The following is a 24,264-nucleotide window of genomic DNA, read 5'->3' as shown; positions in this document are numbered from 1 at the left end:
GACGTGTACGGCTCATCCGGGTGAATGTCGCACGGGCGAGCAAGTCGGCTTCCAAACACGGCAGTTCACACCGCCGCCGCAAGATAGCGCAGCGACACCGGAGCCCGGCGTACGACCATCCTCGTGCGGCCCGCCAGGATCTCGTGCAGCAGTGCTTCCCGCTGATGGGGGGCGCCGGGGCGGCCGGTGAGCACGCGCCGCCAGACGGTGTCCGGGGCCTGCGGGAGGCCGTCGGCGGGCCGGTGTTCGGCTTGGCACTCCAGCAGGACCGTCCCGTCGCGGTCGTCCGAGGGCAGCAGGGAGAGCCTGATGCGTACGGACGTCTCCGGGAAGTCCGCGCGGACCGTGTCCAGTACGCACGAGACGTGGTGGGCGTCGGCGAGCCGCGCGTCCCCGATGATCAGCACGAACCGGAGGGCGAGGCCCTGGCGGCTCGGCGGCGCGTGCCGGGGCCGGCCGGACGCGCCGGTGTCCGGCGCTCCGGCGCCGGGGGACAGGGTCATATCGTCGCCTCGGTCGCCTCGGTCGCCTCGGTCGCCTCGGTCGCCTCGGTCGCCTCGGTCGCCCGGGCGGGCCGGCGGCTGCGCCCGGCTCCGGCGCCGCGGACGGTGAGCTGTGTCGTGCTCAACGGAGATCTCTCCTGGATGCGTGCGGCCCGCTCGGGCCCGCGGGTCTCGCCTGCGGCGTGCCGGGCCGGGGCCCGCGCGGGGTCCGGCCCGGCACGCCGACGGGCTCTCACTGTTCGAGGCAGAACTCGTCGATCGGGTAGCCCACATGACGGTCGGCGACCGGCAGGTATCCCAGCACCTTGTCGCCGGGCTTGAGTTCGGTGCTGTTGAGGACGGTGCCGCCCGGCCCCAGGACGCGGACGTGCCAGTCGTCCTGGAGGATCAGATTGGCGGTGCGGCCGTCGGGCCCCACCGCGTCGATGGAGAGCAGTGGCCGCGACTCGATCTTCACGCGGCCCACCGTGACCAGCCGGGTCTTGCCGTGGATGTCGACGGCGGTCACCTTGCTGCCCGCCGTCAGCTCGCTCAGATAGCTGGTGCGGGCGTCCTTGGCGAGGGTGTACGAGTGGATGGCGCCCGCGTTGACGCGGAAGGGGCGGGTCGGCATGTAGGGCAGCGGGTGCGTCTCGCTGACGCACAGGATCATGCCCTTGGAGTGCGAGCCGACCAGGATCCCCTCGTCCTTGCGGAAGTAGGTGGCGGTGTCCACGCAGGCCCGTTCGCCCATGCCGACATGGGCGGTCGCCGTGATCTCCAGCTCGACCAGTTGCAGATCGGGGACGTCGGCCCGCGCCGCCTGTTTGAGGGCGGTGGCGTCGCCGACGCGGGCCGGGGCCATCAGCACGCCGTCCGAGCCGAGTTCGAGGACGCCGAAGACGATCTCGGCCTCCTCCACGTCCCGGGCGACGGTGATCAGGCTGCCCTTGGCCCCGGCCGCCGCGGCGATGACGATCTCCAGCGGGATCTTCGTGGGGTCGCGGAAGAGGAGGACGCTCCACTGGTCGGTGCGGCCGGAGCGGCAGGCGTCCTCCAGGGTCGCGGCGTCCACGATCTCCACGAACCGGCCGAACTCGACGTCCGGGTGGAGCAGGGCCAGTTCGGCGGGGTCCCCGTGCTTGGCCGGGTCGACGACGACCACGTCGGCGGCGCCGAAGGAGTCGGGGAGCGCCCGTTCCTGCGGGAAGAGGACCTTCTTGACCGTCGGCGGCAGGTTCTCCAGGTCCGCCGGGTCCGCGGCGAGGATGCCGTCCACGCGGGCGTGCAGCGCCTCCTGGACGATCGCGTCCTTGCACGAACCCACCTCGCGGATGTCGATCCAGCTGAGCTTCACAGCACACCTGCCAGTCGGTTGGAGGGGGGAAGGGTGTCGTGGAGGGAGCCGTGGACGATGTCCGCGAGCTCCCGTACGGTCTGCCGGGGCGTCGGCGAGGTGAAGATCCGCCGTCCGATCGCGAGCCCCCGGCAGCCGGTGGCCAGGGCGGTGCGGGCGAACTCGGCCAGGCTCTGGCGGCTGTCGGCGCCGCCCGCGACGAGGACGGGCACCGGCGAGCTGGCGACCACCTCGGACATCCGCTCGGGCGGGTCGGCGAAGACCGTCTTGACCAGGTCGGCGCCGAGGTCGGCGGCGACGTTGACGACGTGGGCGACGAGTTCGGGCGAGGGCGGACCGGTCATCCGGGGGCCGCGCGGATAGATCATCGCGATCAGCGGTATGCCCCACCGGTCGCAGGCGGCGGCGACCGTGCCCAGGTCGGCGAGTTGGGCGGCCTCGGTGTGGGAGCCGATGTTGACGTGGACGCTGACCGCGTCGGCGCCCAGCCGCAGGGCCTCGGCCACATCGCCCACCAGGACCTTCGCGTCCGTGTCGGGCCCGTGGGCGGTGCTGGCGCTGAGGTGGACGACGAGCGAGCAGGAGGCGAGGGCCTCGGGATCGATCAGGCGCGCCCGCCCCTTGTGGACGACGATGCCGTCGGCGCCCCCGGCCACGAGGTCGTGAACGAGGTCGTGGAAGCCGGCGGCCGTGGTGATCGGACCGTCGGAGACGGAGTGGTCGAGAGGAATGAGGAGAAAACGACCGTCACCGTGACCGGATAGTCTGGCCAGACGTAATGAGGTGCCAGGTAGGGCGGCTCTCGCCATCAGCTACTCCTCGAACGCATACGCGGGTTTCCGGTTGGGGAGATCTGTACACAGATGAGCGGAGAAGTTGATTCCGCCTTTACTCGCTTTGTGGCGTGCTGCCCCGCAGCGTGGCAAAGGCCGGTCGAGAAACTGTCGGCAAGACGTCGAAGTCCAGTTCAGAGCGGGTGTGCTCCGGAGTCGCGCGAGGGCTCCGAGAGGGCCGCTTGTGCAAGTGGGGAATCTCTTCAGTTGCACAAGAGCGGCCTGCGTGCGGGGGGAAACTTTTATTTTCCAGCCTGTTGCGACTCGTTTTAATGGACTGTTTAATCGTGCAGATCTCTGTGTAGCTTCGATCCACCGAACTACTCATCCAAGAGTTGCCGACTCCTGGCGACCGGACTGCACAATGGGGGAATTGTGTACATCTCCGTGTATCCAGTGGGCGATCGCCCGGCCCGCCGTGTGGCACCCGAGCCCGTCGCCCGTGACCCGGAGTACCTGGACTGCGGCGTCCTGGGCCCGCTGCGCATCGGCTCGACGGCGACCGCCGAGACGGTCGCCGTCCCGCCGAAGATCCGCACGGTGCTCGCGATGCTGCTGGTCCACACCGATCAGGTGGTCCCGGTGTCGGCGCTGATGCGCGAACTGTGGCAGGAACGACCGCCCGCGAGCGGCCTGCGGACCCTTCAGACGTACGTACTGAACTGCCGCAAGCTGCTGGTGCGGCTCACGGGGCTGCCCGCCTCGGTCGTCACCCACGACGTGCTGGTGACCCGGGCCGGCGGTTACGGCCTCAACGGCTCCCATGTGCGCCTGGACTGGCTGCGGTTCCAGCGGCTGGCGGAGCGCGGGGCACGGGTCCTGTCCACGGGCGACGAACTGGCCGGGATCCAACTCCTGGGCGAGGCGCTCGACCTGTGGCACGGCACCGCCCTCGCGGACGTACCGGCGGGCCCGGTCCTGGAGTCGAAGCGCCGGCTGTTCGAGGAGTCGCAGCTGGGCGTCATCGGCTCGCTGGCCGAGGCCCGGATCAGAGCGGGCCTGCACCAGGAGGCGATCACCCAGCTCGCCGCCGCCGCCAGCGAGCACGCGCTGCACGAGGGGCTGCACGCCCAGTACATCCGGGCGCTCGCGCTCGGCGGGCGGCGGGCGGAGGCGCTCGGGGTCTTCCAGGCCCTGCGCACCCGGCTGGTCAGCGAGATCGGCATCGAGCCGGGCCATCCGCTCCAGCAGCTCCAGCTCACCGTGCTCAACTCGGGGCCGCTCGCCATGTAGCCGTCCGGATGCGGGCCTTCGTGAAGGAGCGCTCCGGCGTGGTGATGTGACGGACCGTCATCGCATCACTCGCTCCTGCGGGCCGAACGGGTCGAGCAAGCCCGGGTCCGGGGAAGCGTCGCGCAGCCGGGACGCCAGGTCCTGCCACACCTGCGCGCAGGCCGTGGCCATCGCGGAGACGGAGTCGGCGCAGTGTGCCGGAACCGCGTCGGCGATCCGCTCCCACTGCCGGGCGTCCGCCATGTGGATCTCCATCATGCGCAGCAGCAGCCGTCCGGTCTCCGTCAGCCGCAGCGAGGGGTCCCGGCACAGGCTCCGGAACAGCGCCTCGCGCACGTCGGTCGACATCCGCAGCTGAGGTGCGGGCCCGTCCGGGCGGACCGGCGCGGTGTGCGCGGTGGCGCTCAGGCCGCGGGCCCGGCCGGTGGCGGGCAGCGCGCGCTTGGCCGGCACGGGGTCCTCCCCGCGCTTGAGGCGCTCGCGCACATCGCGGACCGTGCCCGGCGAGATGCCCGCCCGCTGGGCGATCTCGCGCAGTGAGGCGGCCGGATTCTCGGCGATCAGCCGACTGGCGATCAGCCGCCCCTCCGTACAGCTGACCGGGCGGACCCGGCCGTCGCGGCCGACCCGGGCGGGCTGTTCGGCGCCGCCGGTGCCCAGTTTGCGGCGCTGCGCGCCGACGGTCTTGGCCGAGAGCCCGGTGACGGAGGCGATGGCGCGGTCCGACCAGTTCGGATGGGTGCGGATGATGCGGGCGGCGGCGGCCGTGCGGTCGGACGAGGACAGCGGCAGGCCGTGAGCGACGTTGGCTTCCACGGCGAGGACGAACGCGTCCTGCGGCGGACCGTCGTAGTAGCGCACCTGGATGTCGCGCCTGCCGCGCAGCCGGGTGGCCCGGAGGCGGTGCATGCCGTCGATCACCCGCATCGTGGGGCGGTGCACGACGATCGGCGGGAAGGGGTGTTCGGACTGGGTGAGCAGCCGGGTGTGCTCGTCGTCCTCCCCGAGCCGGCGGGGCGAGTCGGCGGGCAGCAGCCGGCTGATCGGCACGGTCTCCACGGCGGACAGGGACGGTCCGGGCAGGGGGACGCGGCCGTCGGCGAAGCTCATCGTGCGTCACCTCGTGTCTCGGGGGGTCGGGCTGGCGGGGCGGTGGCGCTCCGGGCCGGGCGGGCCGCTAACCGGCCAGCCAGTCGCGTACGTCCCGCATCGCGCTGCCCGAGCTGTCGGCGTCGATGGTCTCGGAGAGGTCGGCGATGGTGACGGCCTGCAGCGCCGCGCGCCAGGCCCGGTCGGCGGCCTGCATGGCCCGGTTGACCGCGCACGGCTTGGCGCACTCGCGCGGCGGCAGGGCGAGTGGACCCTGCTGACGGATCTCGGTGCAGCGGAAGGCCGGTTCGGTGCCGTCGACGGCCTGGACCACGTCCAGGAGCGTGATGTCGTCGGCGGGCCGGGTGAACGCGTAGCCGCCCGTGGGGCCCGGGGTGGAGCGCAGGATCCCGGCCTGGGACAGGGCCTGGAGGTGTTTGGCCAGGTAGCCCGGGGGGAGTCCGTGCAACTCGGCGAGCTGGGCGGCGGGCACCGGGGCGCGGCTCTGGCCGAGCGACACACAGCAGTGGATGGCCCACTCGACGCCGTTCGAAAGCTTCATGACCCCAGGATAGCTATCCCGGTTATTTACTGTCCGCGATTCTGCTATAAACACGGATACTAAGTGTCCGTGATTACGGAAGGTGCGGCTCATGAGCGAGACGCAAGACCGGTTACCGATGACGCCGGGCGCCGGAACAGCCAAGTCCGGTTCCCCGGCGGCCCCTTCGGGCGCCCCGGGCCGCAGCGCGCTCGGCTTCGCGGCGGTCGCCCTGTTCGTCGCCGCCGCCAATCTGCGGCCCGCGATCGCGGCGGTCTCGCCGCTGGTGGACCGGATCCGCGACGACCTGGGCCTCTCGGCGACCGGGGCCGCGCTGCTGACCACCATCCCGACCCTGGCGATGGGGCTGTGCGCCCCGCTGGCCGCATCGGTCGGCCGCCGCTGGGGGCTCTTCCGGGGCGTCCTGATCGGGCTGTTCGTCGTGGGCGCCGCCACCGCCGCGCGCGGCCTCGGCCACGCCGCCTGGCTCCAGCTGTCCTGCGCCGCCGTGGTGGGCGCGGGCATCGCCGTCGCCCAGACGCTGCTGCCCGCGATCGTCAAGACGCGCTTCGCGGACCGGGCGGGCCTGGTGACCGGCATCTACACCGCCGGACTCGGTCTCGGCGGCGCGGTGGCCGCCGGTGTCAGCGCCCCGATCGCCGACGCCATCGACTCCTGGCCCGGGGCGCTGGCCTCCTGGGCGCTCCTCGCGGTCGCCGGCATCGTGCTGTGGTCGGCGGCGAAGAAGTCGCTCGGCCTCGAACACATCGACGGCCCCAAGGGTCCGGCCACCTCCGGCCTGCCCTGGCGCTCCCCGCTGGCCTGGCGCATCACCGCCCTGTCGGCGGGCAACTCGGCGCTGTACTACTGCGAGTTGGCGTGGATCGCCCCGCTGCTGCACGACGACGGCGGGCTCAGCGAGTCCAGGGCCGGCTTCATGCTGACGGTGATGATCTCCATCCAGGTCGTGGCGATGCTGGGCGTGCCCGCGCTGCTCGGCGAACGGGCCGACAAGCGGACGGGCCTGGCCGTCACGACCGCGCTGACCGCCGTCGGCTTCATCGGCTTCGGCTTCAGCCCCGGCACCGGAACCTGGCTGTGGGTCCTCGCCATGGGCATCGGCCACGGCGGGCTGTTCACCCTCGTCCTGACCCTGCCGGTGGCCGCCAGCCGCGACTCCGCGCAGGCCGGCCGGTTCAGCGCGATGGCCTTCTTCGTCGGCTACGCGTGCGCCGCCGTCGGTCCGGTCGTCGTCGGCGGACTGCGCGACGCCACCGGCGACTACCGGCTCGCCTTCGCCCTGCTGGCGGCGGCCACGGTACTGATGCTGCTGCCGATCGCCCGGCTGTCCCCGCAGCGCATCGAGAGGGACCGGCGCACGGCCGGCTGACCGCCAGGACCACCGGCCGGTGGCCTTGTCCCCCGCAGACCGTCGGCCGGTAGCCGAGGGCCCCGCCTCCACGGCGGGGCCCTCGTGCTGCCAACACCCGCCCCCACCCTCGGTGTTGAGCGATTCTGCGACAGGCTCTCGACAGCCCCGGGCCAACCTGGAGGCGCGGCGGCAGCGCCGTCCGGGTCCGCTTCCCGGGTCCCGCCCCACCGGTCGAGAGGACGAGCATGCCCGACTCCAAGACCCGCGTCGCCATCGTGGGGGGAGGCATCGCCGGCCTGGTCACCGCCACCCTCCTGCACCGCGGCGGGATCGAGGTCAGGCTCTTCGAGCAGTCACCGGCCTTCGGCGCCGTCGGCGCGGGCATCCAGCTCTCGCCCAACGGCGTCCGCGTCCTGCACCGCCTCGGCCTCGCGCACGCGCTCACCGCCCAGGCGGTACCGGCCCGCGCCATCGAGACCCTGCGCTGGGACGACGGCACGCGGATCGCCCGCGTACCGCACGGCGCCGACTGCGGCCAACGCCACGGCGCGCCCTACTACCTGATGCACCGCGCGGACCTCCAGCGGTGCCTGCTGTCGGTGGCTCCCCTGGAGAGCGTCGGACTCGGCCTGGGCTGCACCGGGGTCACCGAGCGCGCCGACGGCGCCGAGGTCCACCTCACCGACGGCTCCGTCGTCCTCGCCGACCTCGTCGTCGGCGCCGACGGAGTGCACTCCGCGGTCCGCCGCGCGGTCGTCGAGGACCGGCCGCGCTTCTCCGGCTACGCCGTCCACCGGGGTCTGGTCCCGGCCGCCCTGGTGGACACCTTCCGCGACGACCCGCGCGTGCTGTTCTGGCTCGGCCCGCGCAGGCACGTGACCTACTACCCCATCGAGAGCGGTGACACCGTCCACTTCAGCGCCGTCGGCGCCACCGACCGGGCTCCCCTCGCCGCCTCCACCGACGGCGCCGTGGAGGACCTCGACACCGCCTTCGCGGGCTGGCACGAGCAGGTGCGGCACGTCATCACCTCGGCCCGCTCCGTCACCCGCTGGGACCTGTACGACCGCGACGTGGCACCCCGTTACGCCACCGACCGGGTCGTCCTGCTCGGCGACGCCGCCCACCCCACCCTCCCGTACCTGTCGCAGGGCGCCAACCAGGCCCTGGAGGACGCCGCCGTCCTCGCCCGGTGCCTGACCGCCCACCACCCCGCCGACTGGGCGCGGGCGCTGCGCCACTACGACGCGTTGCGCCTGCCCCGCACCGCAGAGGTCCACCGCCGGGCCCGGGCTCTGGGCGACACCTTCCATCTGCCCGACGGCCCCGCCCAGTCGGCCCGGGACCGTGCGATGGGCGCCGACGGGGACCTGGCCCATCTGGACTGGCTGTACGGCTACGACGCCGAGGCCGCCGGGCCCCGCACCCCGGGCCCCGCACCGGCCGCACCCTCCGCACTCGCCGCCCCGGGCCTCACCCCGAGGCCCTGACATGAGGAGATCGAACACCGTGCACACCCTGCTGCGCCGGGTCACCCGGGGGAACGGCTTCTACATCGGCGAGATCTTCCACGCCGCGGCCCGCCGCACCCCCGCCACACCCGTCACGCTCGACCGCCCGCTCCAATGGGCCCCCGACCGCGGGACGGAGTTCACCGTCGGCCAACTCGCGGCCCAGATAGACGATCTGGCCGCCCGGCTGTGGGCGGCCGGGGTCCGGCCCGCCGAACGGGTCGCGCTCTACAAGACCGACAACTTCGACATCGCGCTGCTGGCCTGCGCGGCCGGGCGGATCGGCGCGGTCCCCGCCCTGCTCTCCCCGGCCCTGGACGGCGCCGTGGCGGGCGCGTTGCTGACCCGCCTGGACCGGCCGTGGCTGCTCACCGACGCCGACACCCTCACCGGCGCGCTGCGCGAGGTGCCGTTGGCCGGAGTCGTGCGCGGGACCCTGCTGTCGGCCGGGCGGGCGCCCGCCGGGGCCCCGGACACCGTGCTGCTCGCCGACCACGCCGGTGCGCCCCGGCGCGACCCCGTCTTCCTCCACCCGCACCAGCCGTCCCTGATCACCCACAGCTCGGGCACCACCGGCATACCGAAACTCGCCGTGCACTGCCCCGAGACGGGCTGGCACCGGCTGGTCCCGCAGCAGATCGTGGCCTGGCCGATCCGCGAGCGCGAGACGGCCGCGCTGTGCATGACCTTCGTCCACTCGCGCTTCTACCAGGGCCTCGCGATGTTCCTCGGCCACGGCAATCCGCTGGTGATCGCCGTCGACCCGGACCCCGCCCGCATCGGCCCGCTGTTCACCAGGACCCGTCCCGGATACATCGAGACCCACCCCAACACCTATGTCGACTGGGAGGAGTTGGACGCGGCGCCCGGCGCCCCGCTGTCCAGCGTCCGGGTCTTCGGCGCCACCTTCGACGCGATGCACCCGCGCACCATCCAGCGCATGCTCGGCGCCTCCCGCCGCAAGCGCCCGCTCTTCGTGCAGTTCTACGGGCAGTCGGAGATCGGGCCGATGGCCGGGCGCTGGTACACCCGGCGCACCGCGCACCGCTCGGACGCCCGCTGTGTGGGGCTGCCGCTGCCCGGCTTCATCTCCATGCGGGTCGTCGACGACGCGGGCCGGCGCGTGGCCACCGGCCGCACCGGCCATCTGGAAGTGCGCAGCCGCACCCGCATCCTGACCTACCTCGGCGAGGACGACCGCTTCCGCAGCCAGCTGCACGACGGCTGGTGGCGCGTCGGCGACATGGGCTATCTGGACCGCTGGGGGCTGCTGCACCTGATGGACCGCGAGGTCGACCGCATCGAGACCATGGACAGCAACCTCGCCGTCGAGGACCTGCTGATGGGCCGCCTCGACGAGCTGCGCGAGGTCGTCATCGTGGCGGGCCCGGACGGCGAGCCCGTCCCCGTGGTCGCCACCCGGAGCGAGGAGCCGCTCGATCCGGCGCGCTGGCGGATGGCGACCGAGGACCTGCCGCCGATGGCCCCCTACCGGCAGTTCCCCTTCGAGGGCCTGCCGCGCACCTCCACCCGTAAGATCCAGCGCCCCGAACTGGCCCGGATCGTGAGGGAGTCACCACCCCGGCCGGTCGCCACCGGACGGGAGCCGGGCACGGTGACGGGAGCATGAGCATGCGGCATGCGGCGGGCCGTCGGCTGATCGAGCTGATGACGGGCTTCTGGAAGACCCAGGCCGTGTACATCGCGACCGAACTCGGTGTCATCGACGAGATCGCGGCGGCGGGACGCGCCACCGCCGGTGCGCTCGCCCTGGAGACCGAGACCGATCCGGACGCGCTGGGCCGGCTCCTGCTGTTCCTGGCCCGCCTCGACGTGGTCACCGGTGACGAGCGGACGGGGTACGCGCTCACCCCGGTCGGCGAACTCCTGCGGACCGACGTCCGCGACTCCATGCGCGACCACGTCCGGATCTACGGCTCGCACTTCTATCCGGCCTGGGGCGCGCTGACCCACTCCCTGCGCACCGGCGGCTCCGCGTTCTCGCACGTGTTCGGCGCCGACCTCTTCCCCTACCTCCAGGAGCACTCGGAGACCTCGCTGACCTATGAGCGGGCCATGGTCGCGGGCACCCCGTTCTTCGCGGAGGTCGGACGGGCCTTCGACTTCTCCACGGCGCGCAGGATCGTGGACGTCGCGGGCGGGCACGGGGCGCTCCTGCACGAGATCCTCAACGACAACCCCGGCCCCCGGGCCGTCCTGTTCGACGCCCCCCATGTCATCGAGGAGTCGCGCGGCCATCCGATCGCCACCCACCACGCCGACCGGTGCGAGCGGGTGCCCGGCAACTTCTTCGAGGAGGTGCCCCGGGGCGGTGACGTGTATCTGCTCTCGCGCATCCTGCACTGCTTCGACGACGAGGCGTGCCGGCAGATCCTCACCAACTGCCGGCTGGCGATGGGCCCGGACGCGCGGCTGGTGATCGTGGAGCGCGTCCTCGGCAAGGACGCCGGTTCGTCGCTCGCCGAGGGCTACAACATGCACATGCTCGTGGTGCTGGGCGGCGGCCGGGAACGGGACGAGACGCAGTACCGCGCCCTGCTCGACAAGGCGGGCTTCACCGTGGCGGACATCCGTCCGCTGCCCCTGGAAACCCACCTCGTCGTCGCCACGCCGAAGCACTAGCCGAGCGGCTTCTCCAGTACGGCCTTGCGGTGGCTGAACGTCTCGATCGAGTAGCGGCCGTGGTAGCTGCCCATGCCGCTCTCCCCGACGCCGCCGAACGGCAGGTCGGACACGGTCAGATGGGCCAGCGGCAGGCCGAGTCCGAGGCCGCCGGAGGAGGTCTCCGCCGCCAGCCGCGCCTTGGTGGTGGCGGACTCGGTGAAGGCGTACAGGGCCAGCGGCTTGTCGCGGTCGTTGATGAAGTCGATGGCCTCGTCCAGCCCGTCCACCGTGACGACGGGCAGGATCGGGCCGAAGATCTCCTCGCTCATCACGGGGGAGGCGGGGTCGACGTCGGCGAGGACGGTCGGGGCGAGGTACTTGGTGGCGCGGTCGCCCCGGCCGCCGGTCACCACGCGGCCGGAGCCGAGCAGCGCGCTCAGCCGGTCGAAGTGGCGCTCGTTGACGATCCGGCCGTACTCGGCGCTGGACTGCGGGTCGGCTCCGTAGAGCGCCTCCACGGCGCGGGCCAGGGCGGGTTCGAGGGCGCGGGCCGTGCGCGGGTCGGTGAGGACGTAGTCGGGCGCGACACAGGTCTGGCCCGCGTTGAGGAACTTGCCCGCCGCCAGCCGGGCCGCGACCGTCTCGATGTCGGCGTCGCCGTCGACGAACACCGGTGACTTGCCGCCCAGTTCGAGGGTGACGGGGGTGAGGTGGCGGGCGGCGGCGGTCATGACGATCCGGCCGACCGCGCCGTTGCCGGTGTAGAAGATGTGGTCGAACCGCTCGGCCAGCAGCGCCGTGGTCTCCGCGACGCCGCCTTCCACCACCGCGACGGCCTCCGGGTCGAGGTACTCGCGCAGCAGCCGCGCCAGTACGGCGGAGGTGGCCGGGGCCATCTCGCTGGGCTTGGCGACCACCGCGTTCCCGGCGGCCAGCGCGCCGACGACGGGGGTGAGCAGCAGCTGCGCCGGATAGTTCCAGGGCGCGATGACCAGGACGACACCCAGCGGTTCGTGCACCGTCCACGCGGTGGCGTCGCCGAGGAACTCCGGTACGGGCGCGGGCTCGGGCCGCAGCCAGGCATCGAGGTGTTCCAGCGTGTGGTCGATCTCCCGGACGGCGAAGCCGATCTCGGTGCGCTGGACCTCGGCCGGGCTCTTGCCCAGATCCGTGTGGAGGGATTCCACCAGCTCCGCGCCACGCTCGGTGAGCATGGCGCGCAGTCGGCGCAGCTGCGCGGTGCGCCACTCGACGGGCTTGGTGCGGCCGGTGCGGAAGGTGGCGCGCAGCCGGGCGACGGTGTCGGCGGGCTGCTCCGGGGTGGTGTTCATGGTGCCTCGCTGCTGGGAGCGCGTACGGGTCGGTGCGCGCCGGGGTGGACGGGCTCGGGACGAGCTCGATGTATAAGCCAACAGTTGAGGTTGCCAAATAAATTCCCGCCCGTCCAGCCGGTCCCGCGGTCACATGGGGTGAGGGTGGGGGCGACGGGGATTCATCGCGCGTCAACGAGGAGTTTCCTACCGACCAGTAGACATTGAGCCACCCGCTGATCATTCTTGGCCGTGCGCATGCCAATCCGGTGCCGCCGACGCCGTCCGCCACGGCCCGGCGGCGCCCTGCCCTTCGCCCCCAGAGGAGCCCCAACCCCCATGCACCGCACCGCTTGGACGACGCGCACGGCCCTCACCGTGGCCGCCGCGGCCACCGCCCTCATCGCCGTGCCGACCGCCTCCCAGGCCGCGCCCGCCGCCGCACCCTCCGTCGCGGCGTCCGCCGCCACCGGCGGCAGCGCGGCGCTCAAGGGCATCGACTACACGGTCTGGCAGCGCGATGTGCAGCGCGTCGTGGACGTCGCCCGCCCCTATCTGAAGGAGCGCCTGGCCGCGTCCCCGGCCGGGGAGAAGCCGGCGATCGTCCTCGACATCGACAACACCTCGCTGGAGACGGACTTCCACTACTTCTGGACGTTCCCCACCCCCGCCATCAAGTCCATGCGGGACATGGTGCGCGAGGCCAGCGCCCAGGGCGTCGCCGTCTTCTTCGTCACGGCCCGCCCGGGCATCATCGAGTCCCTCACCGCCTACAACCTCAAGGCGGTCGGCTACCCGGTCACCGGTCTGTACGTGCGGGATCTGCCGGACCTCTTCCACGAGGTCAGCACGTACAAGACGGAGAAGCGCGCGGAGATCGAGGCGCGCGGCTACACGATCGTCGCCAACTTCGGGAACAACACCACCGACCTGGTCGGCGGGCACGCCGAGCGCACCTTCAAGCTCCCGGACTACGACGGCAAGCTCTCCTGACCGCCGGACCCCGCACAGCGCGCGGCGCCCCCCACGGCCCAGGCCATGAGGGGCGCCGCACGGTGTCTCAGCCCAGGACCGGGAAGTTGCTGCGGAAGGTGCCGCGCGGGTCGCGGTCGCGCTTGATCTGCTGCAGCCGGGCCAGAGCCTCGGGGCCGAAGGCGTCCGAGGCCGAGTCGCCGGGGGAGAGGTAGGTGTAGGGCTTGCGGCCGCTGACGTACGAGCCGAGCGACTGCACCAGCGCCTCCTGGCGCTCCGTGATGGCGGCGCCGCGCTCCGGCGAGAACGGCACGCCGAACATGGAGAGCGTGTAGGGCTCGGTCAGCGGGCCCTGCGGGTTCTCGGTCGGCTGCGCGAAGGCGCCGCCGAGGTGGCGGATGTGCACACCGAAGAGCGGGTCGATGGGCTCCGCGAGCAGCGCCGCGACGACCTTGTCGTCCAGGTCGGTCAGCAGCTCGGCGCGGGTGGCGCTCGGACCGGGCTCGGTCGGCTCGCCGGTGATCTCGCCCAGCTCGGCGATCGGCAGCACCTTGCGGGTGTCGGTGTTGGCGCCCTCGATGGCGTCCAGCGCCCGCAGCAGCTCCCGGCCCTCGGCCTCCTCGCCCAGGAAGGTGCTGTCCACGGTGACCAGGTGGGGCCCGTTGGGGATCTGGAGCACATTGATCCAGGCGGTCAGCTCGTCCGGGGCGGCGGCGGTGATCTCGCGGAACGCCTCCAGGACGCGCGGCGCCTGGCTGCCGTGCCAGACCACCCGGCCGCCGAACAGGGTGGGCGCGGGGTGCAGGTCGTACTCGATGGCGGTGACCAGCGCGTAGTCGCCGCTGCCGCCGCGCAGCGCCCAGAAGAGGTCGGCGTCGGAGTCGGCGGTCACCCGGGCCTGGGCGCCGTCGGCGGTGACCACCTCGAAGGCGGTGACGCTGTCGGCGGCCCAGCCCCACTTGCGGCCGAACCAGCTGAGCCCGCCGCCGAGGGTGTAGCCGACCACGTTGACCAGCGGGGAGCTGCCCGGCAGACCGGTCAGGCCGAGCGGGCCGGCGATCTCCTGGACCTGCCCGGCGAGCACACCGGCGCCGACGCGCGCGGTGCGCGCCGCCGCGTCCACGTGCAGCTCGTCCAGCTTGCCGGTGCGCAGCAGCACCACGCCCTCCACGTCACCGCTGGCGCCCCGGCCGCCCGGCTGGGGCGCGACGACGAGACCGGCGGACGCGGCGTACTGCACGACGGCGGAGACGTCGTCGGCGTCGGCGGCCTCGACCACGGCCGACACCGGCTGCTGGACGGAGAGGTTCCACGGCTGTCGTGCCTGGTCGAAGCCGTCGTCACCGGTGAGCAGTACGCGGCCGCGCACCTGGGAACGCAGTTCGGCGAGAGCGCTCGTGGTCATGGTTCTTCCCTACTTCCTCGTTCTGCGTGTGCCCCCGGAACCGCACCGGCCGGCTTTCGCGATCACTTCCATGACGGAATCGGGCCGGTGAATGTGACCGGAAGCGGGAAGCGGGTTTACCGGAGGCCGCCGCGAGAACCGGTCGGCCCCGGTTCCCGGCGGGCGTCCTCCCGGTGTGCCTAGGCGCCCTCCGATCCGGTGGCGCCGTCCCCGGCGGCGGGCGGGTTCAGGGGCCGCAGCCACAGCCAGACCAGGAAGAACAGGCCGAGGGCGAGCATGGCGAGCCCCGTCCAGAGGTTGATGTTGACGCCCTGCGCCTTGTCCAGATCGGCGTCCGAGGCGGTCAGCCCGGCGATGGTGACGATCACTCCGTACAGGGTGAACAGGCCGCCGATGATCCGGCGGATGTCGAAGAGCCGGGCGGCCGTGGCGGACTTCTTCTCCAGCTCGGAGACTTCGCGTTGCAGTTCGGACATGTTCCGGGCCTCCGGTCAGAGCGAGTAGGGCAGGTAGCAGAGCGCGGCGAGGACGACCGCTCCCCAGCCGAGGAGGGCGGGCCTGCGGTACCAGGCGCCGTCGCCCTCGGCGGGCGGCTCCTCGATGCCGGGCGCGGTCGTCCCGTACACCAGGCCCGCGAGCTCCGCCTCCGGCTTGGGGGCGGTGAAGAGGGTGACGACGACCATGACGAGCGCTCCGGCGGCGAAGCCGACGATCGCGGAGACGAAGTTGGCGCCCTGGTCGGTGGGGATGGAGACGACGCCCTGCTTGTAGATCCAGAAGTAGTTGACCATCGCGGCCGTGGTGCCCGCGAGCAGCCCCCACACGCCGGACTTCACCGAGGCGCGCTTCCAGAACATGCCGATCACGAAGACCACGAACATCGGCACGTTGAAGAAGGAGAACAGCGTCTGGAGGTAGCCCATGATGTTGGAGAAGCTGGACGCGATGAACGCGGTGCCGATCGAGGCCAGGACGCCGATCGCGGTGATCAGCCGGCCGAAGCGCAGGTAGTAGGCGTCCGGCCGGTCCTTGCGCACGTACTTCGACCAGATGTCGTAGGTGAACACGGTGTTGAAGGACGACACGTTGGCGGCCATCCCCGCCATGAAGGCGGCGAGCAGCCCGGTCACGGCGATGCCGAGCACACCGTTGGGCAGCAGCTCCTGCATCAGGTACGGGATGGCGTCGTTGTACGTGAGATCGGAGCCCGGGGTGCCGATGCGGGGGACCAGGGCGGCGGCCACCAGGCCCGGGATCATCACCAGGAAGACGATGGAGATCTTGGGGAAGGCGGCGATCAGCGGGGTGCGCCGGGCCGCGCTGAGGTTCTTGGCGGAGAGCGCGCGCTGGACCTCGGCGAAGTTGGTGGTCCAGTAGCCGAAGGAGAGGACGAAGCCGAGCCCGAGGATGATCGTCAGCCAGTTGGCGCCGAGCGGATTGGCCTGTCCGATGCCGGTGCCGCCCCAGGCGGTGAGGTAGTCGTGGCCGTGCGCCGCCTCCAGGTCGTCGCTGAGCGCGCCCCAGCCGCCGACCCGCTTGAGGCCGAGGACGACGAGGGGGATGAGGGCGGCGAGGATCACGAAGAACTGGAGCACTTCGTTGTAGATCGCCGAGGAGAGCCCGCCGACGGTGATGTACGCGAGGACGAAGAGCCCGGCGACGACGATCGCCACCCACTGCGGCCAGCCGAGGAGCGCCTCGACGACGATCGACAGGGCGTAGAGGTTGACGCCCGCGATGAGTATCGCCGCGAAGGCGAACAGAGCCGAACTCAGCAGATGTGCGGATTTGTCGAATCGCTGAAGCAGGAACTCCGGTACCGAGCGCACCTTCGAGCGGTAGTAGAACGGCATCATCACCAGGCCGAGGAAGACCATGGCGGGGATGGCGCCGATCCAGTACCAGTGGACGACCGCCACGCCGTACTGGGCGCCGGTGGCGGCCATGCCGAGGATCTCGGTGGCGCCCAGATTGGCGGCGACGAAGGCCAGGCCGGTGACCCAGGCGGGCAGCGAGCGCCCGGAGAGGAAGAAGTCGAGGCTGGTCCGCACGCTGGCGCGGGCGGCGAAGCCGATGCCCAGGACCACGGCGAAGTAGATCGCCAGGATGGTGTAGTCGAGCCCATTGGTGGGAAGCCGCAGGCCCTCGGCCAAGGTGTGCATACGTACTCGCTTCGTCGCGCGAACTGATCCGCACCGGAACCTACGCCTCGCTGGTCAGAAACTGAACACTTCTGTTGAAATTTTTTGTTTGAATCTGGTGGGAGATGGTGGGGGCCGAGCCCTTATCGTGGAGAGGACAGGGCGCCCGACTCTTGGTGGGAGGGAACGTGGCCGGCGGGGACGATCGTCAGACCGGGGACGGACAGGTGGGCGGGCCCCACTCCAGTCCCGGAGATCCGGGCAATCCGGTGCCCGAGCCGGACGACACCGAAGACGACGGCTAGCGCCGGGACTGGCGGTGGCCCTGACCGGAGAGGGCCTGCGGGCCCGCTGCGCACGGGAGCTGGACCGGTCGCCGCGCGGATTCCTGCGCTCCGCCTGGCTCCACGAGGCGTTCCTGGCCGTGCCGCGCGAGCACTTCGTACCCGACCGGGTGTGGTGGCCCGCCCCCGGCCGCGACGGGCGGTACGCACTGCTCGACCGGGCCGAACGGCCCAGGGCCTGGCTCAAGGCGGTGTATCTGCCGGGCGCGGCCCTCATCACCCAGATCGACGACGGGGCCGTCGCCCCCACCGGGCCCGCCACGGGCCGCTTCACCTCCAGCATCTCCTCCCCGGGCGTGGTGGTCGAGCTGCTGCGCCACCTCGCGCCCGAGCCCGGCGACAAGGTGCTGGAGATAGGGACCGGCACCGGCTACACCACGGCACTGCTCGCCCACCGGGTCGGCGCGGCCCGAGTCGTCACCGTGGAGATAGACCCCCGCCTCGCGACCCGCGCGGAAGGCCGTCTGCGCGCGCTCGGCCGCGCGGTGCGGGTGGTGCGGGGCGACGGCGAGCCGGGCCACGCGCCCGGCGCCCCCTACGACCGCATCGTCGCGACGGCCTCCGTGCGCCGCGTCCCGCCCGCCTGGCTCGCCCAACTCGCCCCCGGCGGCACCCTCGTGGCCCCCCTGGACACCCCGTACGGCCATGACCTCCTCGTCCGGCTGACCGGCGACGGCCGGGGCGCGGCCACGGGCCGGGCGGTGGCCCCGGTGGAGTTCATGCGCCTGCGCGGCCAGCGCGCCCCCCGCCCCTACGGCTCCCTCGGCTGGCCCCCGGAGGCCGAGGCGGCCGACTGGGAGACGCTGAGGGTGAGCGTGGACGGGGACGGGCAGCGGGTGCGGGTGGGGGACTGAAAGCGCCGCCGTACCCGCGGAGTCGAGGGCACTGCCGCGCCCAGGGAGGGGAAGGGGGTGTTCCGTCCGCGCGGGACGCATGGCATCGTGAGGGGCTGACCGACTGGTCTGGACCACATTGTCGCCGTGGGCGGTCGAGCCGTGCCGCGGCATCACAGCCAGGAGCGGGCCGATGCGTGGGGCGACGGTGTTGCCGGGAAGTGCCGGGGGAAACGGATGCGACTGCGTGGGCGGTTCACCGCCCCTGCACCGCCTCGAAGTACCGATGCCGAACGCGCTGCCGTTCGCCATGGGCACCTTCGACACCATCGGCGCCATGTCCCGCGCCGCCTTCCCGCACCGGCACACCTTCTACGAGATCGTGCACGTCACCGGGGGCACCGGCGCCCACGTCCTCGACTTCGCCCGGTTCGCGCTGCGCCCGCCGCACCTCGGGGTGATCGCCCCCGGCCAGGTCCACCAGTGGGATTGCGCGGACGGGCCGGATGGCTGGGTCATCCTCTTCACCGACGACTTCCTGCTCGACCACCCCGACGACCGCGCGCTGCTGCGCGGCCTCGGCCCCCGGCCCTGGCTGGCGCTGGACGAGGACGCGCACGCCTGGACGTCGTCGCTGGTGGCCGAGATGTACGAGGAGTACCGGACGGGCGCCGAGGGCTTCCACGGGGTGCTGCGGGCGCTGCTGCACGTCCTGGTGGTGCGCACCGCCCGCCTGCCCGGCCCCCGGGGCGGCGAGGAGGTGGCGCGGGCGGGCGGCGTGGCGGGCGCGTTCACGGCGCTGGTCGCCCGTACGGAGGAACTGCCCCCGTCGGTCCGGGCGTGCGCCGACCGGATCGGGGTGTCCGTGGGCTATCTGAACGAGGCGGTGAAGGAGGCCACCGGCCGCACCCCCGGCGAACTCATCCGCCAGGCCCGCACCCACGAGGCCAAACGGCTGCTCCTGCACACGGAACTGACGGTCCGACAGGTGGCCGCCCGGGTCGGCTTCGGCGACCCCGCCTACTTCTGCCGCTTCTTCCGCAGGGAGACCGGTACCAGCCCCGGCGACTTCCGGCGCGGTGGCGGAGATTTTCACCACGACCACCGCATCGTGTCCATCGCCCCGCCCACCCCGCCCGCCTAGCGTCGTAGCCGTCCCCCACACTCCACCCCCCGAGGAGCAGCCATGGACGGCGAGACCGAAGCGCCCCGGCACGAGGACACCGCGCCCGCGGGCGTCGACGGGCAGCGGCACCCCAGCCGCAAGACCGTGCTGAAGGCCGCGCTGGCCGCCGGGATGGCGGTGCCCGTCTCCCTGGTCGCGGTGCCGGCGCTGGCGCGCGGCGTCGCGGGCAGCGGCAGCGCCCCCGCACTCACCCCGCCCTGCGACGACGGCGACGACCCCACCCCGGCGCAGATCGAGGGCCCCTACTTCAAACCCAACTCGCCGCTGCGCTCCTCGCTCCTGGAGCCGGGCACCCAGGGCACCCGGCTCACCGTCACCGGATACGTCTTCGGCCGGGCCTGTCTGCCCATCTCGGGGGTGCTCCTGGACTTCTGGCAGGCGGACGACAACGGCGCGTACGACAACACCGGCTTCAAGTTCCGGGGCCACCAGTTCACCGACGCGCGCGGCGCGTTCACCCTCACCACGATCGTGCCCGGCCTCTACCCCGGGCGCACCCGGCACATCCACGTGAAGGCGCAGGCCCCGGGCCGCGGGGTGCTCACCACCCAGCTGTACTTCCCCGGCGAGCCGCGCAACAACACCGACTCGCTCTTCGACGCCCGGCTGCTGATGACCGTACGGGACGCGGGCGGCGCCAAGGAGGCGGCCTTCGACTTCGTGCTCGACGTGCCCCAGACCCCGACGCCGACCTCCTCGCCCACCACCGCGCCGCCCACCACCGCGCCGCCCGGCACCACCTGGGCGGTCGGCACCTCCTACCGCGCGGGCGACCGCGTCGACTACGGCGGCCGTTCCTACGTCTGCCTCCAGGCCCACACCGCCCAGCCCGGCTGGGAGCCGCCGAACGTACCCGCGCTGTGGCGCTCCGCCTGACCCGTCCCGGCCCGCGGTGAGGGGTGAATCACCGTCAGGCCGGGGCGTGCCGTCGCCGCTGTCGACCGTCCGGGGCCGGCAGCGGCGTCGGTGTGCCGGCGCCCGGCGAATTCCCGGCGCCAGGTCGACCGGTGCCCCAGCCGTTCAGCGGCCTCGATTGCCGGGCGGGGAACGGTGTCCGGCGCGATGCCCGCGTACGTCGTCGAATTGACCGGGCATCGGGAAAAGCGGTCCGCCCGCGACCGCGATTCGCCGCACTCCGCCGCGCCGCCATATTCTTCAGAGCCGCGCACCATCAATTCCCTTGCCGCGCCGTATTCACGGACCGCGGACGAAATGAACTCGGCCGCGGCGGCACTGTTCCGGCCGTCCCGCGCCCGGCGGATGTCCCGCAGGGCCAATGGCACACTGCGCTCATGACGACGAAGACGACACAGACGGTCGACGCGGCGGCGGCCGGTACCTGGACGCTCGGGGACCGGACCGTCAACCGCCTGGGATTCGGCGCGATGCGCCTGACCGGCAGCGCCGCCTTCGACCTCGGCAGCTCGCGCGACCGCGAGCAGTCGATCCGGGTGCTGCGGCGCGCGGTCGAGCTCGGCGTCGACCACATCGACACCGCCGCCTTCTACTTCTCGCGCCTGCGGTCCGCGAACGAGCTGATCAACCGGGCCCTGGCCCCCTACCCGGACGAGCTGACCATCGTCACCAAGGTCGGCCCGGGGCGCGACGCGAGTGGCGCCTGGCTGCCCTGGGCCACTCCCGGGCAGCTGCGCGGCCAGGTCGAGGAGAACCTGCGCCAGCTCGGCCGCGACCACCTCGACGTGGTCAATCTGCGGCTCAACGGCCCAGGGCCCCTCTCCGACCACTTCGGCGCGCTCGCCGAGCTGCGCGAGGCGGGCCTGATCCGCCACCTCGGCCTCTCCAACATCGGGCCCGAGCACCTGGCCGAGGCCCAGGCCATCGCGCCGGTGGTGTGCGTGCAGAACCGGTACGGGCTGGCCAGTCGTCCCGACCGGTCCGGGGACCTGCTGCGGATCTGCGGCGAGCAGGGCATCGCGTTCGTCCCGTTCTTCGCCATCGCCGGTGAGGGCCGCGAGGGCGGCGCGGCACCGGACGGCGCGGGCGACGACGACGCCGTCCTCGCCGTCGCCCGCGCGCACGGGGCGACGCCCGCCCAGGTCCGGCTGGCCTGGACGCTCGGGCAGGGCGGGCACGTCCTGGCGATCCCCGGCACCGGCAACCCGGACCACCTCGCCGAGAACGTGGCGGCGGGCGCCCTGCGGCTGACCGCCGACGAGATGGCGCTGCTCGACGCGGTTCGCTGACGGCCGGGCCCCACGGCCGGCCCGCCCCGACCCGATCGCACCCTCTTGTCCGAAATGGTCCGGAGCAGGGCTCTTGCTCTGCTATTACGCCAATGTGCCCGTTGGTGACAGTAAGGCGAAATAACCTTTCATTTGCTCGGCGTCGGGGCAATTGTATTTCGCGGCCCGCAAGTGAATTGGGTCACGTGGGTGAGGGCGTGCGCGGCAAGCGTACGCCCTCATTTCCGTTCCCTGGACGGCGAGTTGGGGGCGCACCGTACTGACGTCCGGAATGCCGTTCTTCCGGTGGATCTTTCTTCGGGGAACCAAGGTGAATTGACGGCCTTGTTTCGTCCGGCGGAATTCGCTTACGGTCACCTTCAAATCCGGACGGACCGCCGAATCCTGCCGCTGCCCGGATACCTCCCACACAGGAAAAGGCAGGAGCGGGGGACCCAGGTAGGCCGCCGGATCCGGATCCCGGAACGGCTCGGGGTGAAGTCGCGCCCACCGCGGCCGGGCAGCTCTCGCCCGAACCCGACAGCTCACCCCGCAGGCGCACGAGAGGAATGCGCCATGCCTGCAAAGGGTAAGCACCGCCGTCCCAAGTCCGGCTCCCTCACCCGGGGCATCGCCGCCGCGGGCACCGGCGGCGCCGCGCTCATCATTCCGGTGATGGGCGCCACCACGGCCGGTGCGGCACCGGCCGCGCACGCGGTCGCCGCCGGCACGACAGCGGCGCACACCGTCGCGGCCACGCTGCCGCTCGCCCCGGCCAAGGCCGCCCCGACGTCGTACTCCGTGGTCGCCGGTGACTCCCTTGCCAAGATCGCCGACGATCTGCGGGTGAGCGGCGGCTGGAAGCAGCTCTACCAGGACAACCGGCAGGCCATCGGCGCCGACCCGACCCTGATCCACCCCGGTCTGAAACTGTCGGTGGGCAAGGCGGCGAAGGCGCGGGGCGGCGAGGCCCGGACCGCCACCGCGGCCCGCGCCGACCGTTCGGCGCGCACCGGCACCCCGCCCCAGCAGACGACGGCCGCCGTGGCGAAGACCACCCGCTACAGCAACGACCTCGACGGCTGGATCCGCGAGTCGCTGGACGTCATGGCCCAGCACGGCATCCCCGGCTCGTACGAGGGCATCTACCGCAACATCATGCGCGAGTCCTCGGGCAACCCGCTGGCCGTCAACAACTGGGACTCCAACGCGGTGGCGGGCACGCCCTCCAAGGGCCTCCTCCAGGTCATCGACCCCACCTTCCAGGCGTTCCACGTGCCCGGCACCTCGCTGGACAGCTACGACCCGGTCGCCAACATCACCGCCGCCTGCAACTACGCGGCGAGCACCTACGGCTCGATCGACAACGTGAACGGCGCCTACTGAGCAACGGCGCCCACCGGGCCGCGGCGGCACCCGCTGCCGGACGCCGGGACAGACCACATGGTCCATGACGGACCATGTGGTCTGTTAGCGTGACCGGGACCAGGGAGGCCCGCCATGCCACGCCCCACCCGCGCCGAACTCGACGCCGAGATCGTCGAGGCCGCCGCCGCGCTCTTCACCGCGCGGGGCTATCTCGGCACGTCCGTGCAGGAGATCGCGGACCGCGTCGGATACTCCAAGACCGGTCTGCTCCACCGGTTCCCGTCCAAGGAGCGGCTGCTCGCGGCGACGCTGACCGGGCCGCTCACCGAGTTCGCCGCCCTGCGCGCCACCTGGGCCGCGCTGGCGCCCGGGCCCGAGCGGCAGCGGCGCGCCTCGGCCGACCTGGTCGAGCTGGCCCTGCGCCACCGCTCCCGGCTCGCCCTGCTCTTCAACGCCGGGCTGCCGGTGCTGCCCGGCGCGCTCGCCGGGGTGGCGGGCCTGGGCGACCTGGGGGACCACCGCACCGAGACGCTGGCCGCCTTCGCCGACCCGGCCGACCTCGCGGGCACGATCCGGGCCCAGCTCGCCGTGACCGGTCTGCTGAGCACCGTCGCCGCCCGCCAGGACGTTCCGGACGACCTGCTGCGCGCCCCGCTGCTCGACGCCTTCCGGGCCGCGTGCGGCACCGCCGCCACCCGGACGGCCGTACGGGACGGGGGCGCGGCGTGCTGAGCCCGCGCACCGCGGCCCGCCGGGCGTTGCGCGGCCGGCGCAAGTACCCCGTGATCCTGGCCCTGCTGGCCGCGGTGACCGTCGGGGGCGACCGGGCCGCGGCGGCCTGGACCGAGCACCGTACGGCCGACGCGTTCCAGCGGGCGCAGCGCCTCGCCTCCGCGCCGCACGTGCGGGTGCACGGCTTCCCCGTACTGACACAGCTGGCCGGGGGCACCCTCGACCGCGTCGACATCGAGGCCGCCGACATACCCGCGGGCCGTGACGGCGGCCGGCTGCCCGTCACCACGCTGAACGTCGAGCTCGACCGGCTGCGCCGCTCCGCCGACGCCACCGAGGCGCACGCGGACTCCGCGCGGGCCACCGCCTTCCTCTCCTACCGCGACCTCAGCGGCGCGCTCGGCTTCGACGTCGCCTACAGCGCCGACAGCACGAAGGCCGCGCCCCGCGTGGCGGCCACCACCACCCTGCCGCTGCTCGGCCGGGCCACCGCCAGCGCCCGGGTGACCGTCGCGGGCGACCGCGCCATCGCCCTGCGCGACGTACGGGTCGCCGGCGATCTGCCGAAGGGGCTGCGGTCCCTCGTCACGGGCGCGCTGGAGCGGGAGTTGAGGCTGGACGGCATCCCGGCGGGGCTGGCCCTGACCTCGGTCACCACCGACGAGAAGGGCCTCACGGCCACCTTCGCGGGCCGGGACGTCACCTTCCGCACGGACGGCCGCGCCTGAGCGGCCACCCCCGTGCGGG

23 protein-coding genes and 1 riboswitch are annotated in these 24,264 nt (G+C 72.7%); of the genes, 13 read left to right on the top strand and 10 right to left on the bottom strand.

Going from position 1 to position 24,264, the window contains the following annotated elements; all coding sequences use genetic code 11:
* Nucleotides 1-65 precede the first annotated feature (65 nt).
* The 4 genes from AB5J87_RS04035 to AB5J87_RS04020 all read right to left on the bottom strand — a co-directional run bounded on the left by AB5J87_RS04035 (nt 66) and on the right by AB5J87_RS04020 (nt 2,648).
* Complete coding sequence (locus AB5J87_RS04035; RefSeq protein WP_369373986.1) at nt 66-503, bottom strand: hypothetical protein; 438 nt, start codon at nt 501-503, stop codon at nt 66-68.
* Nucleotides 500-628, bottom strand: coding sequence for a hypothetical protein (locus AB5J87_RS04030; protein ID WP_369373984.1), 129 nt, complete (start codon nt 626-628; stop codon nt 500-502). The genes AB5J87_RS04035 and AB5J87_RS04030 overlap by 4 nt, the downstream gene beginning before the upstream one ends.
* A gap of 107 nt (nt 629-735) precedes the next feature.
* The gene (locus AB5J87_RS04025; RefSeq protein WP_369373982.1) at nt 736-1,839 is read right to left on the bottom strand and encodes a 3-dehydroquinate synthase II family protein; all 1,104 of its coding nucleotides are present in this window, start codon (nt 1,837-1,839) and stop codon (nt 736-738) included.
* Nucleotides 1,836-2,648 carry a 2-amino-3,7-dideoxy-D-threo-hept-6-ulosonate synthase gene (locus AB5J87_RS04020; protein WP_369373980.1) on the bottom strand — a complete coding sequence of 271 codons (813 nt, stop codon included), beginning with the start codon at nt 2,646-2,648 and terminating at the stop codon, nt 1,836-1,838. The genes AB5J87_RS04025 and AB5J87_RS04020 overlap by 4 nt, the downstream gene beginning before the upstream one ends.
* 444 nt (nt 2,649-3,092) lie before the next feature.
* Between AB5J87_RS04020 and AB5J87_RS04015 the strand changes: the two genes are divergently transcribed.
* Nucleotides 3,093-3,905, top strand: a complete 813-nt coding sequence (locus AB5J87_RS04015) for a BTAD domain-containing putative transcriptional regulator (RefSeq protein WP_369373978.1) — start codon at nt 3,093-3,095, stop codon at nt 3,903-3,905.
* A 57-nt stretch (nt 3,906-3,962) separates the two neighbouring features.
* Here AB5J87_RS04015 and AB5J87_RS04010 read toward each other — a convergent pair whose 3' ends face one another.
* On the bottom strand, nt 3,963-5,015 hold the full coding sequence (locus tag AB5J87_RS04010) for a ParB/RepB/Spo0J family partition protein (RefSeq protein ID WP_369373976.1): 1,053 nt from the start codon (nt 5,013-5,015) through the stop codon (nt 3,963-3,965).
* A gap of 67 nt (nt 5,016-5,082) precedes the next feature.
* Entirely contained in the window at nt 5,083-5,556 is a 474-nt protein-coding gene (locus AB5J87_RS04005) for an Rrf2 family transcriptional regulator (protein WP_369373974.1), read from the bottom strand.
* A gap of 91 nt (nt 5,557-5,647) precedes the next feature.
* On the opposite strand from AB5J87_RS04005, the gene AB5J87_RS04000 reads away from it, so the two are divergent.
* The 4 genes from AB5J87_RS04000 (at nt 5,648) to AB5J87_RS03985 (ending at nt 11,061) form a co-directional block, all read left to right on the top strand.
* A complete protein-coding gene (locus AB5J87_RS04000; protein WP_369373972.1) occupies nt 5,648-6,925 on the top strand; it encodes a CynX/NimT family MFS transporter in 1,278 nt (425 codons plus the stop codon).
* 227 nt (nt 6,926-7,152) lie between these two features.
* Nucleotides 7,153-8,397 carry an FAD-dependent monooxygenase gene (locus AB5J87_RS03995; RefSeq protein WP_369373970.1) on the top strand — a complete coding sequence of 415 codons (1,245 nt, stop codon included), beginning with the start codon at nt 7,153-7,155 and terminating at the stop codon, nt 8,395-8,397.
* 1 nt (nt 8,398) lies between these two features.
* The gene (locus AB5J87_RS03990; RefSeq protein ID WP_369373968.1) at nt 8,399-10,048 is read left to right on the top strand and encodes a class I adenylate-forming enzyme family protein; all 1,650 of its coding nucleotides are present in this window, start codon (nt 8,399-8,401) and stop codon (nt 10,046-10,048) included.
* Nucleotides 10,045-11,061 carry a methyltransferase gene (locus AB5J87_RS03985; protein ID WP_369373966.1) on the top strand — a complete coding sequence of 339 codons (1,017 nt, stop codon included), beginning with the start codon at nt 10,045-10,047 and terminating at the stop codon, nt 11,059-11,061. Before AB5J87_RS03990 ends, AB5J87_RS03985 begins: the two co-directional genes overlap by 4 nt.
* On the opposite strand, the gene AB5J87_RS03980 is transcribed toward AB5J87_RS03985, so the two are convergent.
* Nucleotides 11,058-12,455 (bottom strand): aldehyde dehydrogenase family protein, encoded by a 1,398-nt coding sequence (locus AB5J87_RS03980; protein ID WP_369373964.1) that lies wholly within the window; start codon nt 12,453-12,455, stop codon nt 11,058-11,060. The genes AB5J87_RS03985 and AB5J87_RS03980 overlap by 4 nt on opposite strands.
* 237 nt (nt 12,456-12,692) lie before the next feature.
* Here AB5J87_RS03980 and AB5J87_RS03975 point away from each other — a divergent pair, with 237 nt between their 5' ends.
* Nucleotides 12,693-13,346, top strand: a complete 654-nt coding sequence (locus AB5J87_RS03975; protein ID WP_369373962.1) for an HAD family acid phosphatase — start codon at nt 12,693-12,695, stop codon at nt 13,344-13,346.
* Nucleotides 13,347-13,413: 67 nt separating this feature from the next.
* Here the strand turns inward: AB5J87_RS03975 and AB5J87_RS03970 are convergent, their stop codons facing one another.
* The 3 genes from AB5J87_RS03970 to AB5J87_RS03960 all read right to left on the bottom strand — a co-directional run bounded on the left by AB5J87_RS03970 (nt 13,414) and on the right by AB5J87_RS03960 (nt 16,892).
* A complete protein-coding gene (locus AB5J87_RS03970) occupies nt 13,414-14,730 on the bottom strand; it encodes an FAD-binding oxidoreductase (protein ID WP_369373960.1) in 1,317 nt (438 codons plus the stop codon).
* A gap of 179 nt (nt 14,731-14,909) precedes the next feature.
* Nucleotides 14,910-15,206 carry a hypothetical protein gene (locus AB5J87_RS03965; RefSeq protein WP_369373958.1) on the bottom strand — a complete coding sequence of 99 codons (297 nt, stop codon included), beginning with the start codon at nt 15,204-15,206 and terminating at the stop codon, nt 14,910-14,912.
* Between the two features lie 15 nt (nt 15,207-15,221).
* Entirely contained in the window at nt 15,222-16,892 is a 1,671-nt protein-coding gene (locus AB5J87_RS03960; protein ID WP_369373956.1) for a sodium:solute symporter family protein, read from the bottom strand.
* 298 nt (nt 16,893-17,190) lie between these two features.
* On the opposite strand from AB5J87_RS03960, the gene AB5J87_RS03955 reads away from it, so the two are divergent.
* The 7 genes from AB5J87_RS03955 (at nt 17,191) to AB5J87_RS03925 (ending at nt 24,245) form a co-directional block, all read left to right on the top strand.
* Nucleotides 17,191-18,069: a methyltransferase domain-containing protein gene (locus AB5J87_RS03955; RefSeq protein WP_369373954.1), complete on the top strand. Its 879-nt coding sequence runs from the start codon at nt 17,191-17,193 to the stop codon at nt 18,067-18,069.
* A gap of 172 nt (nt 18,070-18,241) precedes the next feature.
* A complete protein-coding gene (locus tag AB5J87_RS03950; RefSeq protein ID WP_369373952.1) occupies nt 18,242-19,192 on the top strand; it encodes an AraC family transcriptional regulator in 951 nt (316 codons plus the stop codon).
* Between the two features lie 153 nt (nt 19,193-19,345).
* Nucleotides 19,346-20,110 carry a carbohydrate-binding protein gene (locus AB5J87_RS03945; RefSeq protein ID WP_369383346.1) on the top strand — a complete coding sequence of 255 codons (765 nt, stop codon included), beginning with the start codon at nt 19,346-19,348 and terminating at the stop codon, nt 20,108-20,110.
* Between the two features lie 416 nt (nt 20,111-20,526).
* Nucleotides 20,527-21,438, top strand: coding sequence for an oxidoreductase (locus AB5J87_RS03940; RefSeq protein WP_369373950.1), 912 nt, complete (start codon nt 20,527-20,529; stop codon nt 21,436-21,438).
* A 365-nt stretch (nt 21,439-21,803) separates the two neighbouring features.
* Nucleotides 21,804-21,989, top strand: a riboswitch (cyclic di-AMP (ydaO/yuaA leader).
* A gap of 4 nt (nt 21,990-21,993) precedes the next feature.
* Nucleotides 21,994-22,803, top strand: a complete 810-nt coding sequence (locus AB5J87_RS03935; RefSeq protein WP_369373948.1) for a transglycosylase SLT domain-containing protein — start codon at nt 21,994-21,996, stop codon at nt 22,801-22,803.
* A 114-nt stretch (nt 22,804-22,917) separates the two neighbouring features.
* Nucleotides 22,918-23,517 carry a TetR/AcrR family transcriptional regulator gene (locus AB5J87_RS03930; protein ID WP_369373946.1) on the top strand — a complete coding sequence of 200 codons (600 nt, stop codon included), beginning with the start codon at nt 22,918-22,920 and terminating at the stop codon, nt 23,515-23,517.
* Nucleotides 23,511-24,245, top strand: a complete 735-nt coding sequence (locus AB5J87_RS03925) for a DUF2993 domain-containing protein (RefSeq protein ID WP_369373944.1) — start codon at nt 23,511-23,513, stop codon at nt 24,243-24,245. The genes AB5J87_RS03930 and AB5J87_RS03925 overlap by 7 nt, the downstream gene beginning before the upstream one ends.
* Nucleotides 24,246-24,264 lie beyond the last annotated feature (19 nt).

This window comes from Streptomyces sp. cg36 (assembly GCF_041080675.1).
Lineage (GTDB): Bacteria > Actinomycetota > Actinomycetes > Streptomycetales > Streptomycetaceae > Streptomyces.
This window is presented reverse-complemented; position numbering and strand designations above follow the sequence as displayed.